10 protein-coding genes and 1 pseudogene are annotated in these 16,009 nt (G+C 60.6%); 3 read left to right on the top strand and 8 right to left on the bottom strand.

Going from position 1 to position 16,009, the window contains the following annotated elements:
• Both ATY79_RS20400 and ATY79_RS20395 read right to left on the bottom strand, forming a co-directional pair.
• Positions 1-231 (bottom strand): annotated as a pseudogene (locus tag ATY79_RS20400) (transposase); the annotation flags it as partial.
• A gap of 178 nt (positions 232-409) precedes the next feature.
• Positions 410-1,339, bottom strand: a complete 930-nt coding sequence (locus ATY79_RS20395; protein ID WP_088704728.1) for a DMT family transporter — start codon at positions 1,337-1,339, stop codon at positions 410-412.
• Positions 1,340-1,671: 332 nt separating this feature from the next.
• Here ATY79_RS20395 and pepN point away from each other — a divergent pair, with 332 nt between their 5' ends.
• Positions 1,672-4,320 (top strand): aminopeptidase N, encoded by a 2,649-nt coding sequence (gene pepN / locus ATY79_RS20390; RefSeq protein ID WP_088704727.1) that lies wholly within the window; start codon positions 1,672-1,674, stop codon positions 4,318-4,320.
• A gap of 183 nt (positions 4,321-4,503) precedes the next feature.
• The gene (locus ATY79_RS20385) at positions 4,504-6,822 is read left to right on the top strand and encodes a PAS domain-containing sensor histidine kinase (RefSeq protein ID WP_088693553.1); all 2,319 of its coding nucleotides are present in this window, start codon (positions 4,504-4,506) and stop codon (positions 6,820-6,822) included.
• Here ATY79_RS20385 and ATY79_RS20380 read toward each other — a convergent pair.
• The 4 genes from ATY79_RS20380 to ATY79_RS20365 all read right to left on the bottom strand — a co-directional run bounded on the left by ATY79_RS20380 (position 6,819) and on the right by ATY79_RS20365 (position 13,710).
• Positions 6,819-9,776 carry a bifunctional [glutamine synthetase] adenylyltransferase/[glutamine synthetase]-adenylyl-L-tyrosine phosphorylase gene (locus ATY79_RS20380; protein ID WP_088704726.1) on the bottom strand — a complete coding sequence of 986 codons (2,958 nt, stop codon included), beginning with the start codon at positions 9,774-9,776 and terminating at the stop codon, positions 6,819-6,821. The genes ATY79_RS20385 and ATY79_RS20380 overlap by 4 nt on opposite strands.
• A gap of 137 nt (positions 9,777-9,913) precedes the next feature.
• Positions 9,914-11,317 (bottom strand): ATP-binding protein, encoded by a 1,404-nt coding sequence (locus tag ATY79_RS20375; protein WP_088704725.1) that lies wholly within the window; start codon positions 11,315-11,317, stop codon positions 9,914-9,916.
• On the bottom strand, positions 11,314-12,060 hold the full coding sequence (locus ATY79_RS20370) for a response regulator transcription factor (protein WP_088693550.1): 747 nt from the start codon (positions 12,058-12,060) through the stop codon (positions 11,314-11,316). Before ATY79_RS20370 ends, ATY79_RS20375 begins: the two co-directional genes overlap by 4 nt.
• Positions 12,061-12,138: 78 nt before the next feature.
• Positions 12,139-13,710, bottom strand: a complete 1,572-nt coding sequence (locus tag ATY79_RS20365) for a Do family serine endopeptidase (protein ID WP_088704729.1) — start codon at positions 13,708-13,710, stop codon at positions 12,139-12,141.
• Positions 13,711-13,923: 213 nt separating this feature from the next.
• Between ATY79_RS20365 and ATY79_RS20360 the strand changes: the two genes are divergently transcribed.
• On the top strand, positions 13,924-15,102 hold the full coding sequence (locus ATY79_RS20360; RefSeq protein WP_088704724.1) for an MFS transporter: 1,179 nt from the start codon (positions 13,924-13,926) through the stop codon (positions 15,100-15,102).
• A 1-nt stretch (position 15,103) separates the two neighbouring features.
• On the opposite strand, the gene ATY79_RS20355 is transcribed toward ATY79_RS20360, so the two are convergent.
• Complete coding sequence (locus ATY79_RS20355; RefSeq protein WP_088704723.1) at positions 15,104-15,559, bottom strand: cytochrome c-type biogenesis protein; 456 nt, start codon at positions 15,557-15,559, stop codon at positions 15,104-15,106.
• A partial coding sequence (locus ATY79_RS20350; RefSeq protein WP_280950895.1) for a cytochrome c-type biogenesis CcmF C-terminal domain-containing protein occupies positions 15,556-16,009 on the bottom strand: 454 nt, incomplete at its 5' end. The genes ATY79_RS20355 and ATY79_RS20350, both read right to left, overlap by 4 nt.

The following is a 16,009-nucleotide window of genomic DNA, read 5'->3' as shown; positions in this document are numbered from 1 at the left end:
CCCGCCCTGGTGATCCCGCCACGCTTGACCCGTTCGCCCGTTGCGTTTTCCGACGGTACAAGACCGAGATACGCCATCAACTGACGAGGATTGTCGAAACGGCGCACATCGCCGATTTCGACGACAGCTAACCGCCGTCATGAATGCAACGCCGCGCATCGCTTGATAGGCGGCCACAACCGGGGCCATCGACCAGGATGCAGCAGTCTCAACCACCCGCTTGGTTAACCGCCACTGAAATCGTCAGCTTCGACGTATCCAAGCCGTTACGCTATTCTCTTTCATGGTTCGCCCTCGCTTAAGCGTGGGGCTCGGCTCCGGCCTATCCAGAGCAATCCCCGAATTCAGCTTAGCGCGGGGGCGGGCCAACCTTCACCCTTGGAACATAAGGTCTAGATTGACGCGGCTTTCACGATCCTGCTTGGCGCGCGGCGCGCCGCTCCAGGTCGAGTTGGTGTTCGCGGTAGATGATGAATATCCCGGCAGCCACGACAATCGCAGTGCCTACTAGCGTGCTGCGCCCAGGCACATCGCCAAACACAAAATACGCAATGACGCCGCCGATCACGATCGACGTGTACTCGAACGGAGCGACCGTCGAGACGTCCGCGTGTCGATAGCTCTCCGTCAACAGGATCTGCGCCACGCCACCACAGAAACCGGCTGCAATGAGAAACAATTGCGGCCCCAGATCAAGGAACTGCCAGCCGAACGGCACCGTTACGAGTGAAAGAACCGTCGCCGTAATCGAAAAATAGAGGACGATCGTCGCCGTCTTCTCTTCCTCTACCAATCGCCGCACCTGGATCATCGCCATACCGCCCAGCACGGAGGCCATCAGCACGGAGATCGCACCAATCGCCTGCTCGGCATGAACGCCGCCCTCGCGAAAAAGCGTGAGCTTCGGCCAGGATATGATGGCGACACCCACCATTCCGAAAAACACCGCGCTCCAACGGTAGATGCGCACGGTCTCCCCGAGGAACAGTGCGGCAAAAATCACGGCGACAAGCGGCATAGCGTAACCGAGCGCAATCGCCTCCGGCAGCGGCAGATGCAGCAGCCCGTAGAAGCCCAGTCCCATGGAGATGATGCCGAGCGTTCCCCTCTTCAGGTGACCGATCGGATTGGTCGTGTAGAATGCCGATCGCAACTGGCCCTGATAGCCGAGGTAAGCCATGATCGGAAACAATGCGAAGAAGGAGCGGCAGAAGGTCACCTGCCCTGGCGGAATGTCGCTGCCGGCGAGCTTGATGAAGGTCTGCATCGCAAGAAAGACAACCACCGAGCTGACCTTAAGCGCAATGCCCCTCATCGGGTTTCCCGTAGCCGGCCGCATGTCTTGAACTCTTGTATTGCTGTTTGGAGGCAGGAGGACGCGCCAGACTCGACGCACCCTGACTGTGACAGCCGTCGCGCCGAATGAACAGATGGAAAATTGGAAAGTTTCCTGATGATCGAACAAGCTACGTGGATCATCAGGACTCCGGTTCAAATCCTGCTCACGGATCGCCCAAATATAGCCGCGCCCGGCACCTCCAAATCTTCCGCGGCCGTCATTTCGCTTTAACTTTGGTTCAGACTTTAATGTAATCATGCCGTCAAAATTTGTTGTGGAGTGCCCACTCCGCTTACGACGCAGTCATCCGCTCAAGGTCTTCAGGGAACACCATGCGTACAGATACCGGCCAGGTCATCAATCTGGCAGACTACAAGCCCACCGAATTCGTTCTGGAACGCGTGGATCTCACCTTCGAACTTGATCCCACAGCAACGAAGGTCGAAGCACGACTGATCTTCCACCGCCGCGAAGGCTCAGATCCCAAGGCTCCGCTGGTGCTCGACGGCGATGAGCTGGTGCTTTCTGGACTGTTGTTCGACCAGATGGAGATGTCGGCGGAGCAATACACGGCGACGCCTGAAAGCCTGACGGTCCGCGATCTGCCCGCATCCGAACCTTTCGAACTGACGATCACGACGATCATCAACCCCGAAGCCAACACGCAGCTGATGGGCCTCTACCGCACCGGCGGTATCTACTGCACGCAGTGCGAAGCCGAAGGCTTCCGGCGCATCACCTATTTCCCGGACCGCCCCGACGTCCTGGCGCCGTATAGTGTCAACATCATTGCAGACAAGGCGGCCAATCCGCTGCTGCTATCGAACGGCAATTTCCTCGGTGGCGCCGGCTATGGCGAAGGTAAGCATTTTGCCGCCTGGTTCGACCCGCACCCGAAGCCGAGCTATCTCTTCGCGCTGGTCGCCGGCGATCTCGGCGTCATCGAAGATACGTTCACGACCATGTCCGGTCGCGAGGTCGCGCTGAAGATCTATGTCGAGCACGGCAAAGAGCCCCGCGCCGCCTATGCGATGGACGCGCTGAAGCGGTCGATGAAGTGGGACGAGGACGTCTTCGGACGCGAATATGATCTCGACATCTTCATGATCGTCGCCGTCTCCGACTTCAACATGGGCGCCATGGAGAACAAAGGGCTCAATGTCTTCAACGACAAGTACGTCCTTGCCGATCCTGAAACGGCCACGGATAGCGATTACGCGAACATCGAAGCGATCATCGCCCACGAATACTTCCATAACTGGACCGGCAACCGCATCACCTGCCGGGACTGGTTCCAGCTCTGCCTGAAGGAAGGACTGACCGTCTATCGCGATCACGAGTTCTCGGCCGATCAGCGCTCGCGCCCTGTGAAGCGCATCGCTGAGGTCCGCCACCTGAAATCCGAACAGTTCCCGGAGGATGCAGGTCCGCTCGCGCATCCGGTGCGGCCCACGAAGTATCGCGAGATCAATAACTTCTACACGACGACCGTCTACGAGAAGGGCAGCGAAGTCACGCGTATGATCGCGACACTGCTCGGCAAGGACACTTTCAAGAAGGGCATGGACCTCTACTTCGATCGTCACGACGGCCAAGCTGTGACGATCGAGGACTTCGTCAAATGCTTCGAGGACGCGAGCGGGCGCGACCTCGCACAGTTCTCGCTCTGGTACCATCAGGCGGGCACACCGCTGGTCACTGCATCGGGCTCCTACGACGCAGCTGCAAAGACCTTCAGCCTTTCGCTGGAGCAAATGATCCCTGCGACGCCCGGTCAGGTGGAGAAGAAGCCGATGCACATCCCGCTGAGTCTGCAGCTCTTCGCGGAAGATGGGGCCACCATAGCTCCGGCCTCCGTCGACGGTGCGGAATATGCCGGCAACGTTTTGCATCTCACCGAACGCACGCAAACGGTCGCATTTCAAGGCATCCCATCGCGGCCTGTGGTCTCGATCAATCGCAGTTTCTCCGCACCGATCAATCTCCATTTCGACCAGTCGCCCGCCGACTTGGCGCTGCTTGCACGCCACGAGACGGACCATTTCGCCCGCTGGCAGGCCCTGACCGAGCTTGCGCTCCCGAACCTCCTGAACGCGGCGCGCGATGCCCGCGAAGGAAAGACTGTCGGCTCTGAAACAACATTCGTCGACACCCTTTTGGCCGCCGCGGCCGACGAAAGCCTCGAGCCCGCCTTCCGCGCCCAAGCCCTCGCCCTGCCGAGTGAAGCTGATATCGCCCGCGAACTTGGAGGCAACAACGATCCGGACGCGATCCATACCGGACGCCAGGCGGTGATGAAACAAGTCGCGGACGCCGGACGGGACACGTTCGTTGCACTCTACGACTCCATGACGACGCCGGGCGCTTTCAGCCCCGACGCCACGAGTGCCGGCCGCCGCGCGCTGCGCAATGCTGCGCTGACCTACCTCGCTTACGCCGAGAATTCGCCGGCACGCGCCAGAGCTGCCTTCGATGCCGCCAACAACATGACTGACTTGTTGCATGCATTGACGGTTCTTGCGCATCGCTTCCCGGACAGCGCCGAAACTGCCGCGGCATTGTCGGCCTTCAAGGATCGCTTCTCAGAGAACGCGCTTGTCGTAGACAAATGGTTTTCCGTCCAAGCCACCATACCGGGCGTAGGTACGCTTGATCGGGTGCAAGAACTGATGGAGAACCCTCTGTTCAAGAGGACCAATCCCAACCGGGTCCGTTCGCTGATCGGGACCTTCGCTTTTGCAAATCCGACTGGCTTCGGCCGTGCCGACGGCGAGGGCTACCGCTTCCTCGCGCATGAGATTCTCGACATTGATCAGCGCAACCCTCAGTTGGCCGCCCGCATTCTGACGTCAATGCGTTCCTGGCGCTCCCTCGAGCCGGTTCGGCAGGATCATGCGCGCGCCGCCCTGCTGGAAATCGAACGGGCCACCGAGCTTTCGACCGACGTCCGCGACATTGTCGAACGCACTCTGAAAGGGTGATTTGCCGTCGATTGCTGGTGCGACACTTGCAGCGGCAATCCGACCGCCAAAGAAAATTCAGCATCTAGAATCGGTTAACAGATTTTTACCTTTTCCTCTGGACAAGGCGAATCACCAATGATTCATTGAGTTAGGTTCGGGCGAGCGGCGCTGCGAATCACACGAGGGATCAAGGCTGAAGAGATGATGAACGTGCGGCGGGCAACCGCAGCCGAGGGACGGCTGCGTGTCGATTTCGACGGCCTCCTGGCCTGGCGTGATAGCTTTTCAGCCAGGCGCTCCCGTGCTTCCTTGTCGTCCTCGCGCAACCTCTCCCAGGTCGAAATCGTCCTGAAGCGAATTATTCCGATCCTGATCGTGGCCTTCCTTACGGTTGTGGCTGCATCGCACTTTTTCGGAATGGTTTCCGAGTACGGTAGGACAGAGGCCGCCGCCCGCCACTCCACCGCACTTGCCGCCGCGACGGCCGCTGCGGCCTTCTCCGATGCCAACCAGATATTCGAAACCGCAGATGTCACGCAGGCGCAGGCTCGGCTGGCGCGCTTCCTTCCGCAAGATCGCCTGGACAATGACGCCTTTGTGCTATTGGTGCAGCCGAGTGGCAAGGTGTTCGCAGCAACGGCAGCCGGCTCGGCCTATCTTGGCTCCAGCGTCGGCGACTTCTTCTCGGAGGTCTCGGCGATCCGCCGTTTCGGCGATCGCGCCGGCGTCATAGAAACGACGATCAGCGGCCGCCCACACTACGCCGAAATCACTCTGATTGGCGAATCTGGCGGCTATGTCATCGCAGCGACATCGCTGGAGCGGATTGGCAAGCTCTGGCGCGACGAAGTCACGCTGAACGTGACCCTCTTCGCCGGCGTCTCCTCGATCCTGCTCGTCATCCTCTACGCCTATTACATGCAGGTGAAGCGCGCCCGTGACGCCGATGATATCTTCCTGGAGTCGAACCTTCGTGTCGAGACCGCGCTGTCGCGCGGTCGCTGCGGGCTCTGGGACTTCGATTTCGACAGGCGCGAATTCTACTGGTCGCGCTCGATGTACGAGATGCTGGGGCTTCCGGGTTCAGACCGGACGATGTGCTTCAGCGATGCGGCACGTCTGATGCATCCGGAGGATGGCGGTGTCTATGAAATCGCCCGATCGATTGCCCGCGGCGATGCCGGCCAGGTCGACCAGATCTTCCGCATGCGACATGCAGGCGGTCATTATGTCTGGATGCGGGCCCGCGCTCAGGTGATCCGCACCAACTCAGGCCGCGTCCATATGATCGGTATCGCGATGGACGTGACCGAACAGCATCGCCTCGCCCAGCGCTACGCCGAGGCCGACCAACGCCTGGCTGACGCCATCGAATGCACGTCCGAGGCCTTCGTGCTTTGGGACAAGAACGACCGTCTTGTCATGTGCAACACGCACTTTCAGCAGGCATATGGGCTGCCCGACAGCGTGCTGGTCCCTGGCACCGAGCGCAACGTCGTCAACGCCGCGGCGGCACGCCCTGTCATCGAGCGCCGGATCGCCGACGCAGATGGCTCCGGCTATTCCCGCACAACGGAGGTACAGCTTGCCGACGAACGCTGGCTGCAGATCAACGAGCGCCGTACCCGCGACGGCGGCATGGTTTCGGTCGGCACCGATATCACCTTGCTGAAGCGCAACCAGGAGCGTCTGCGCGATTCTGAACGCCGGCTCATGGCAACGATCGGCGACCTCTCCGCTTCCCGCCAGACTCTGGAAAGTCAGAAGTCCGCGCTCTCTGTCGCGAACTCCAACTACCTAGTCGAAAAGGAACGCGCGGAAGCCGCCAACCGGGCAAAGAGCGAGTTCCTGGCAAACATGTCTCACGAACTCCGCACGCCGCTCAACGCGATCCTCGGCTTTTCGGAGATTCTGCAGGATCAGATGTTCGGCCCGCTCGGCTCGTCGAAGTACAATGAATATGCACGCGACATCCATGACAGCGGCAAGCACCTCTTGAACGTCATCAGCGACATTCTCGACATGTCCAAGATCGAAGCAGGCCACATAAAGCTTGAATGCGAGACGATCGATCTTGCGCCACTCATCGAGGAAAGCCTTCGCTTCACCGCGATCCCGGCCGCACAGAAGAATATCTTCGTCGAGCAGCGCATTTGCGAGGGGATGCGGCTGACCGCCGACCGCCGCGCCATTAAGCAAATCCTGCTCAACCTGCTTTCCAACGCCGTAAAGTTCACCAATGAAGGCGGCCGCATCGCTGTTCGCACGCGCCGCACCAACAGCGGTGTCATGCTGACGATTGCAGACACTGGCATCGGTATCCCTCGCGCGGCGCTCGGCAAGATCGGCCAACCCTTCGAGCAGGTGCAAAACCAGTATGCGAAAAGCAAGGGAGGTTCTGGCCTCGGTCTCGCGATCTCGCGGTCGCTGACGACGCTTCACGGGGGCAAAATGAAGATCCGCTCACGCGAGGCGATCGGCACCGTCATTTCACTCCACATCCCGAACAACGGCCACTAAGATCTCACCACGGTCTGGAATATTTGCCTGACGGCTTTCGAAAGCCGTTTGATCTCTCCCTCAAGCGTCTTGATGTCAGGGCAGTCGCCTGCACGGGAAACGAGATCGGTCAGGCCCGCCGGCGCTTCCTTCGGATCGAACAGACCGTCGATGCAGAGCCGGATGAGCTGCGAAATGTCAGTATAGAGCGACAGCGCCGCAAGGCAGAGTTCCATGTCATCGCGGTCCATCAATTCCACGCCGACGAGCTTCACCTGCCCCGCCGTATTGAAATCGTCCTCCTCGATGAACAGGCCTTTCGTGGAGGCCACTAGCCGCAGATACTGCGCGATGAATTCGATATCGATCTGCCCGCCCGGAATGAGCTTCAGGTCCCAGATACTGGCCGGCGGCTTTTCTTGCTCGATCAAGGCCCGCATCTCCGACACGTCCTTGGCGATCTTCACTGCATCGGTCTTCGAAAGGAGCACGTCGGCGATGATTCGCTCGGCTTCCCTGATCAGTTCTTTGTCGCCACACACGAGGCGGGCACGCGTGAGCGCCATGTGCTCCCAGGTCCAAGCCTCTTCCCGCTGATATTTTTCGAAGGACTTGATGCGAGTAGCGACCGGCCCCTTGTTTCCAGACGGCCGGAGGCGCATGTCGACCTCATAGAGCACACCCTCGGCCATCGGCGCAGAGAGCGCCGAGATCAGTCGCTGCGTGATGCGGGTGAAATAGCGCGTCGCGTCGAGAGGCTTGGGGCCCGAGGATTCGGCAGCTTCATCGTCGTAGTCGTAAACCAGGATGATATCGATGTCGGAGCCGGCGGTGAGTTCGAAGCTCCCGAGCTTGCCCATGCCAACGACAGCCACGCGGCCACCCGGAAAATCGCCATGTGCCGTCCTGATCTCCTTCATGACGGCATCGAGCGCTGCGTCGATGACGAGATCGGCCAGATGCGTGAAAGCGCGGCCGGCCATGGCGCCCCGGATTGCGCCGGTTAACAGCCGGATGCCAATGAGGAAGCGCTGTTCGTCGGCGAAGATGCGCAGTCGATCGAGCACCTCCTCATAGTACCGCGCAGGCGCCAGAAAGCCGCGGATGCGCTCGGCGAGATAGGCGCGCGTCGGCAATTCCGCCATCAGCCCGGGATCGAGCATGCCGTCGAAGACATGCGGTTTGGCGGCAATTACCTCTGCAAGCTTCGGAGCCGACGACATGATGTTGACGATGAGCGATAAGAGCGCGGGGTTGCTGCCGAGAAGCGAAAACAACTGAATGCCGGCAGGCAGGCCCGAGAGAAAGCTATCGAAGCGCAGAATCGCTTCATCGGCGCGCTTGCTCTCACCGAACACGCGCAGCAATTCCGGCGTCAACTCCGTCAGGCGCTCGCGTGCCTCCACCGACTGCGTCGCCTTGTAGCGACCGTAGTGCCAGGTGCGGATGACGCGCGAGATATCGGAGGGCCGCTCGAAGCCGAGCTTACGCAGCGTGTTCAACGTATCGGGATCATCCCCCTGACCGGTGAAAACCAAATTGCCCGTTCCCGTCGAGAGCTTGGTTTCCTGTTCGAACAGGCGGGCATAGCGCCGCTCGACCGTCTTGAAGACCTCGACCAGCCGCGTGGCAAAACTCGGTGTGTCGTCGAAGCCCATCATGAAAGCGATGCGCTTCAGGTCGGTTTCTGTCTCCGGAAGAAGATGCGTTTGCTCATCGTGCACCATTTGAATGCGATGCTCGACGTCACGAAGAAACCAATAAGCCTCGGTCAGCTCGTCGCGGGTCTCGTCGTCGATCCATTTCGCCTTTGTCAACTCCCCCAGCGTCTCTTCGGTGCCGCGGCAACGAAGTGCTGGCATCCGGCCGCCGGCGATCAGCTGCTGCGTCTGCGCGAAGAACTCGATCTCACGGATGCCGCCGCGGCCAAGCTTTACGTTATGACCTTTCACTGCGATCGCGCCATGCCCCTTGTGAGCATGGATCTGCCGCTTGATGGAATGAATGTCGGCGATGGCCGCGTAGTCGAGATACTTGCGGAAAACGAAAGGAACGAGCCCGCGCAGGAACTGTTCGCCAGCCTGGATATCGCCGGCGACCGCACGCGCCTTGATGAAGGCAGCACGCTCCCAATTTTGCCCCCTACCCTCATAGTAGATCATCGCCGCGTCGACGGGGATCGCAAGCGGAGTTGATCCCGGGTCGGGTCGCAGCCGCAAGTCGGTGCGGAAGACGTATCCATCCGCCGTCCGCTCCTGCATGATCCGTACGAGTCGCCGCATCACCCGCGGGAAGATCTCGATCGCGTTGTCGGGATCCGCGACGATCCCGGCCTGCTCATCGAAGAACACGACAAGATCGATATCCGATGAGTAGTTGAGCTCGGAGGCACCAAGCTTGCCCATGCCGAGGACGATCAGCCCTGAGCCCTCGCTCGGAGCTGCCACGTTCTTCAGCGTTACCTTACGCCCATCGTGAGCCGCGAGCAGGAGGTGATCGATCGCCGCCCCGACAGACGCTTCCGCCAACCGGCTCAGCCAGGCGGTCGTCACGCGGCCGTCGAACACGCGGGCGAGATCTGCGAGGGCGACAAGAAAGGCAACCTGGCGCTTGATGATGCGCAGATGGCTCATGACTTCGGCTTCACTCGGCGCCTCGCCACCTGCTGCCGGTTTCCAGCATGCGCGCGCTTCTGCGATAAGGGCCTCTATGCGCGGCTCCAGCGGCTCTGAAATCGCTGTTGCGAGTATTGCCGCATCGATGTTCGCAATGTCACGTAGAAAAGGGGACAGGGTCAGCGCGGCGGTGACGAAGTCGCGAAGTGCGCCTTCCGCCTTGAGCATCTCCGCCACGGCCGGCTCGCTTTTGCCGATCTTCTGGAGGTCCGTTTGGGCAAGCTTCAGCTCGCTCTTGTTCAGCGGCTTCAGCAACCCTTCGGTTACTTCCACAAGGCTATGCCTCGAACTCGTCAGCATGCACCCTCCCTGGCGAACAGAACCGAGAACCGCCGGGGAGAATCATAGCAGCTTCCGGCAACTACGATCTAAGGTAGGGTCTACGGCGGCGATGGCCAACATCGAATTCGATCCGCAGCAACCGTGCTCGCGAGGCGCTATTTCGCCGGAAAGATCATGCTGACGATAAGACCTCGCTTCTCCTGGTTTTGCGGATCGGTATCGGAAAGCTCCAGCTTCCCACCGTGCAATTCCATCACCGCCTCGACTAGGGAGAGGCCAAGGCCAGTGCCGGGCTTTGATCGGCTTTCATCCAGCCGCACGAAACGTTTAAGCACATCTTCCCGCTTCTCGGCCGGTATACCCGGTCCTCGATCGGCAACGGAAAGGCAAATGCCGTCAGGACGGCGAAGCAACGTGAGTGCTATGTCGCCGTGTCCATCCGCATCCGAGGAATACTTGATTGCATTGTCGATGAGATTGAAAATCGCCTGGCCGATCAGTTCGCGGTTGCCCTGCACGTCGATGTCAGGCTCGATCGACGACGTAAGGGCCAGCCCCGCTTCGTCAGCGACCGGCTCATAGAGTTCCGCGCTGTCGGCGACGATAGCCGAGAGGTCCACCAGTGACATCTCGGCAGCGACCGATCCCGCCTCTACCCGCGAAATCATCAGCAGGGCGTTGAACGTACGTATCAATTGATCGGACTCGGAGATGATCCCCTCAAGCGCACTGCGCCGCACCTCGCCGTCCGTGGTGTCCAGTGCATCGGCGGCCTTGTTGCGCAACCGGGTCAGCGGCGTCTTCAGGTCATGCGCAATGTTGTCGGAAACCTGCCGCAAGCCCTCGTTCAGCTTCTCTATCCGACCGAGCATCGTATTGAGCGACACCGAAAGACGATCGAACTCGTCGCCCGAGCCCCCGACAGGAAGACGCTGTGATAGATCACCGGCCATGATCTTCTTGCTGGCATCCGACATGCGGTCGATGCGCTTCAGGGCGTTTCGACCGATACCGAACCAGATGATGATCGCCCCGAGACCCATGATTGCCAGCGCGATCATCAGCGCCTGCCGGACCAGTCCGCGGAAGGCTTCGGGCTCACCGAGGTCGCGGCCGATCAGCAGACGCAACCCATTGTCCAAGACGAAGACATTGGCAACGGCCATATGCCGGCGGCTGAGGCCGCTTTCCGCATAGCGCTGATACATGAAGGGCAAGGAGGTCCACCCCTCTTCATCGAGTACACCAGGCTGCACGGATGCGACGTTGCCGGCGAGAATATCGCCCGAGGGACCGGCAATGATGTAGAGATTGGCGCCCGGCTGGCGCGCGCGGCGTTCCATTGTCCGCAGGAGGAGGTTCATGCCGCCGGTATCGTAAGCGCGCTGGACCTGATCCACTTCCTGCTGCACAGCCTCGCGGATCTGGTTGGTCAGAAGCCGCTCGGACATCGCCGTTACATAGAAGACCAGAGTCGCGGCGCAGATGGCGAAGAGCAGGATATAAAGTGCCGAAAGGCGGACCGCCGTGGACTTGAAGAGAAACCAGAAACGGTTCATCCCTCGTCCTTGATCATATACCCCGCACCGCGAATGGTCTTGAGAAGCGGCTGGCTGAAGTCCTTCTCGATCTTCGACCGCAGCCGGGACACGTGAACGTCGATGACGTTGGTCTGCGGATCGAAGTGGTAATCCCAGACGTTCTCGAGAAGCATCGTGCGGGTCACGACCTGACCGGCGTTCTTCATCAAATATTCGAGGAGGCGGAATTCGCGCGGTTGCAGCGGTATTTCCTTGCCGCCGCGGCGAACCTCATGCGCAAGCCTGTCGAGTTCAAGGTCGCCGACGCGATAAACGACGTCCTGATCCGGCGTCCCCTTGCGGCGACCCAGCACCTCGACGCGGGCAAGAAGCTCACTGAATGCGTAAGGCTTCGGGAGGTAGTCGTCGCCGCCTGCCCTGAGGCCGGTTACGCGATCATCCACCTGACCGAGCGCGGAGAGAATGAGAACGGGCGTGTGAATTCCCTTGCGGCGCAGTTCGCTGATAACGGACAGACCATCGCGGCGCGGCAACATGCGATCGATAACGATCACGTCGTAGGTGTTTTCCGAGCCCATGAAGAGGCCGCTTTCGCCGTCGCTCGCGTGATCCGCCACGATGCCCGCCTCACGAAAGGCCTTGGTGAGGTAGACCGCTGCTTCCAGATCGTCTTCGATGATGAGAATCTTCATGCGGCCGACATTACTTGCCGGTTGCGTTTCGGCAAGGCTTAAACCTTCTTCCTGCTGCACAGAGGTCATTGCATTCACCCTATGGATATTGGCGAAAAGGAGCCGCGCCGGTAAGGCGCGACTCCCATCCTGTCAGGGTCGGGATGATTAGCCCTGGCCGTTGATCGGAAGGGCGACGAAGCGGCTGCCGTCCTTCGACTGGATCTGGAACAGCGCGCGGGTGCGCCCATCCTTCTTCGCCTGGTTCAGGACCTTGACGACATCGTCGGCATTGGAGACTTCCTGGTTGTTGACCGAGGTGATCTTCTCGCCTTCCTTGATGCCCTTGTCGGCCGCGTCGGAGTTCGGGTCGATACCCGTGATCTGCAGGCCCTTGCCATCCTCAGCCGGACCAACCGTCAGGCCGAGATCGGCCAGCGCCTTTTCCGAAGCGGGAGCCTGGCTTTCCGGTGCCTGATCGCCGTCATCAGCGGAAGCATCCTTCTGTTCAGCAGGCAGCGTTCCGAGTTCGACCGTCAGAGACTGAGCCTTGCCAGAGCGCCAAACGGAGAGCTCGACCTTCTTGCCCGGCGTCATGGCGCCGATACGACGGCTCAGATCGCGGGCATCCTTGACGGTTTCGCCGTTGACCGCAGTCACGACATCACCTGCCTTCATACCGGCCTTCTCACCGGGCGTTCCCGGCTGAGCGGAGACGACCAACGCGCCGCTTGCCTCGGAAAGGCCAAGTGAGTCAGCAATGTCCTTGGTAACCGGCTGGATCTGGACACCCAGGTAGCCGCGGGACACCTGGCCGTCCTTCATCAGGTCGGCAACGACATCCTTGGCAGTGGACGCCGGGATGGCGAACGCAATACCTACACTGCCACCGGACGGAGAGAAGATCGCGGTGTTGATGCCAACGACTTCGCCATTAAGATTGAAGGTCGGACCACCGGAGTTACCGCGGTTCACCGCAGCATCAACCTGCAGATAATCGTCATACGGACCAGAGCCGATGTCGCGACCACGAGCCGAGACGATACCGGCAGTCACCGTACCACCGAGACCGAAGGGGTTACCGACCGCGACGACCCAGTCGCCGACGCGAACATTGTTGTCATCGGCCCAGTTGACGTAGGCGAACTTGCGGCCCTTGCCATCGACCTTGAGGACAGCGAGGTCCGTACGCGGATCCTTGCCGATCAGCTTGGCATCGAGTTCGGTACCATCGTTCATCACTGCAACGAATGCCGCGCCATCGGAAACGACGTGGTTGTTGGTGACGATGTAGCCGTCCTCGGAAATGAAGAAGCCAGAGCCCTGTGCAACCGGACGCAGACGACCCTTGCCATCCTGCGGGCCATGATGTCCCTGCGGACCGCGGCGGCCCTGCGGCCCCTGCGGACCCTGCTCGCCGAACTGACGGAAGAACGGCTTCAGGGCATCCGGAAGATCGTCGAAGCCGCGGCCGTTGAAGTCGAAGGCAAAACCATTGCCCTCATCGTCGGATACTGGGTTGACGCGATTTTCAACACGCACGGAAACGACTGCCGGCGAAACGGCATCGACAACATTCGCGAAGCTCGGAACGGAGGGCGCCTGAACCTTTACGGCTTCAGCATAGGAACGCGTGATTTCCAGGGGAATACCGGTCGCAAGCACCGCAGCGGCAAGACCGGCGACGGTCGAAGCCTTCAGCGCGGTAGTGAGCGACGGAGCTTTGATATTCTTGAACATGAGTGGCACCTTCTTTGACTTCAACATCTACAGGATCAGGATGACCGGATCGGTTGATGAAGGAAGATATAGGACGGCACACCTTACTGCGAACTGTCCGAGCGATGAAAAATTCGTAATGTGCGATACGACCGCTGCAATCTGAGGAGCAAACTCCTCGACTAGAGCGCGAGAAGTCGATAATCCTCCTCCTCACGCCGGAGGGATGAGACAATGGTCCATGTGGTCACGGGGGAGGATTTTGCGCCTGATACTGCAGCGCTTGCCGCCGTCATCTTCGGTGTCACCGCCTTCGCTGTTGCGCAGGGACTGACCTACCCGCTAATTTCTCTCGTTCTCGAGCATCGCAATATTTCGCCGAGTCTTATCGGCTTCAATGCCGGCTGCTTTGCGGCAGGCCTTGCTGTCGCGACATTCGCTGTGACGTGGCTATCACGCAAAGTGCGGGGCGACCGCCTGATCGTTGCCGGGTTGATCGGCTGCGCGGTCAGCCTTTCCACCTTCGCGACGTTCGACATTTTCTGGGTGTGGTGCGTCGCCCGCTTTTGCCTCGGTTTCTTCGTCAGCCTGATCTTCATGTTGAGCGAAGCCTGGCTCAATACCGCGTGCCCGGATCGCCTGCGCGGACGCGTCTCCGGTCTCTATGGGGCTGGTATGTGCGGTGGCTTTGCCGCTGGCCCGCTCGTGATTCCGATCTTCGGCACCGAGCAAGGCTTTGCCTTCGCGTTGCTTGCGGTCTACGTCGCCTGCGTCGCCTTCCTGACGGTCATCCTTACCCGGAAAGCACGGACGCTTCCCGAGCAGGCCGCATCGGGCGCGCTCTTCAAGTTTGTCAGAAGCGCGCCGATGCTGATCTGCATGGTAGTCGCATTTGCATTTGCTGACATTGCCGCCATCTCGGCGATGCCGGTCTATTTCGTCCGGCTCGGTTACTCCGAAGCGTTCGCCGCCATCAGCGTTACAGTGCTCGCGCTACCGACGGCGCTTGCCCAGCCGGTTGTCGGCTGGCTTCTTGACAAGACCTCGCGTTTCGGCGTCGCCATCTGCTCCGGCCTCCTGGCCGGACTGAGCTTCATTGCGATCCCATTTCTTGAGTCGCAGGCGGCAATTCTCGTGATGTTCGGCATCATGGGCGCGGCGAGCTTTTCGCTATACACCTGCGCTTTGACGATCCTCGGGGAACGCTACGCCGGCGATACGCTTGTCGCGGGAAGTGCGGCCTTCGCCCTTGCCTACGCCGCCGGCAGCGCGGTGGGCTCATCCTCGGTGGGTGCGGTGATGGACGTCTATTCGCCATCGGCAGGACCGATCGCGGCCGGTGGCGTGGTGCTCGCATTCACTGCGGTGCTTGTCGCGTCCGTCGTGCGAGGCCGCCTCCGCAGACGGTCGTAGGTCACTCGTCGAGCAATTCGCTCAAGCGCGCCTGTTCTTCGGCGGTCAGCTTGGAGCCGGTCGGACGGCCCGCCCTTTTCCGCGCGAAGACGATCAGCGACAGGCCGCCTGCAACAACCAGCAGGAGCGGTGCTGCCCACAGAAGGATCGTCTTCGTTTCAAAGCGCGGCTTCAGCAAGACGAACTCGCCGTATCGCGAGACGATGTAGTTCATCACCTGCTCATCGGTGTCGCCATCGGTGAGCCGCTCGCGCACCAGCAAGCGCAGGTCCTTTGCGAGCTCGGCATTGGAATCGTCGATGGACTGGTTCTGGCAGACCATGCAGCGCAGCTCCGCGGAGATCGCCCGGGCGCGCGCCTCGAGCCCAGGATCGGCCAGAACCTCATCCGGATTGACGGCAAAGGCCGGGGCTGTCGAGAACACGAGCGCCAGGACGACGAGGAGGCGCCGGATCATTCCGCCGGCTCCAGGGCCGGGCGCGCCGGCTTTGCCCTGCGGCTCGGCGCGCCGACCCGCAGGCGCCGGTCGCTCAGCGAAACGAACCCGCCAATCGCCATGATCACCGCACCACCCCAGATGCAAAGGATGAAGGGCTTCCACCAGATGCGAACGACGATGCCGCCGTCGTTCGTCGGATCCCCGAGCGACAGGTAGAGTTGGCTGAGACCGAACGTCACAATGCCCGCCTCGGTCGTCGGCATCTGCCGCGCCGTGTAGACCCGTTTGGACGACCAGACATCGGCAACCGCGACGCCTCCACGGCTAATGATGAAGTGCCGGCGCTCCTCGCTGTAATTGGGGCCCGTGGCCGGCTGCATGCCGTCGAACCGCACGGAATAGCCGCCGGCGTCTACGGTCTGGCCGGGCTTCATCTTAACGACATGCTCGGTTTCGAAGGTGGTCACC

It is taken from the genome of Rhizobium sp. R693, from assembly GCF_002211315.1.
Lineage (GTDB): Bacteria > Pseudomonadota > Alphaproteobacteria > Rhizobiales > Rhizobiaceae > Rhizobium.
This window is presented reverse-complemented; position numbering and strand designations above follow the sequence as displayed.

Bases quoted from the DNA above. Each gene is read 5' to 3' on its own strand.
- ATY79_RS20395 (WP_088704728.1), bottom strand. From the start codon at position 1,339: ATGCGGCCGGCTACGGGAAACCCGATGAGGGGCATTGCGCTTAAGGTC.
- pepN (WP_088704727.1), top strand. From the start codon at position 1,672: ATGCGTACAGATACCGGCCAGGTCATCAATCTGGCAGACTACAAGCCC.
- ATY79_RS20385 (WP_088693553.1), top strand. From the start codon at position 4,504: ATGATGAACGTGCGGCGGGCAACCGCAGCCGAGGGACGGCTGCGTGTC.
- ATY79_RS20380 (WP_088704726.1), bottom strand. From the start codon at position 9,776: ATGCTGACGAGTTCGAGGCATAGCCTTGTGGAAGTAACCGAAGGGTTG.
- ATY79_RS20375 (WP_088704725.1), bottom strand. From the start codon at position 11,317: ATGAACCGTTTCTGGTTTCTCTTCAAGTCCACGGCGGTCCGCCTTTCG.
- ATY79_RS20370 (WP_088693550.1), bottom strand. From the start codon at position 12,060: ATGACCTCTGTGCAGCAGGAAGAAGGTTTAAGCCTTGCCGAAACGCAA.
- ATY79_RS20365 (WP_088704729.1), bottom strand. From the start codon at position 13,710: ATGTTCAAGAATATCAAAGCTCCGTCGCTCACTACCGCGCTGAAGGCT.
- ATY79_RS20360 (WP_088704724.1), top strand. From the start codon at position 13,924: ATGGTCCATGTGGTCACGGGGGAGGATTTTGCGCCTGATACTGCAGCG.
- ATY79_RS20355 (WP_088704723.1), bottom strand. From the start codon at position 15,559: ATGATCCGGCGCCTCCTCGTCGTCCTGGCGCTCGTGTTCTCGACAGCC.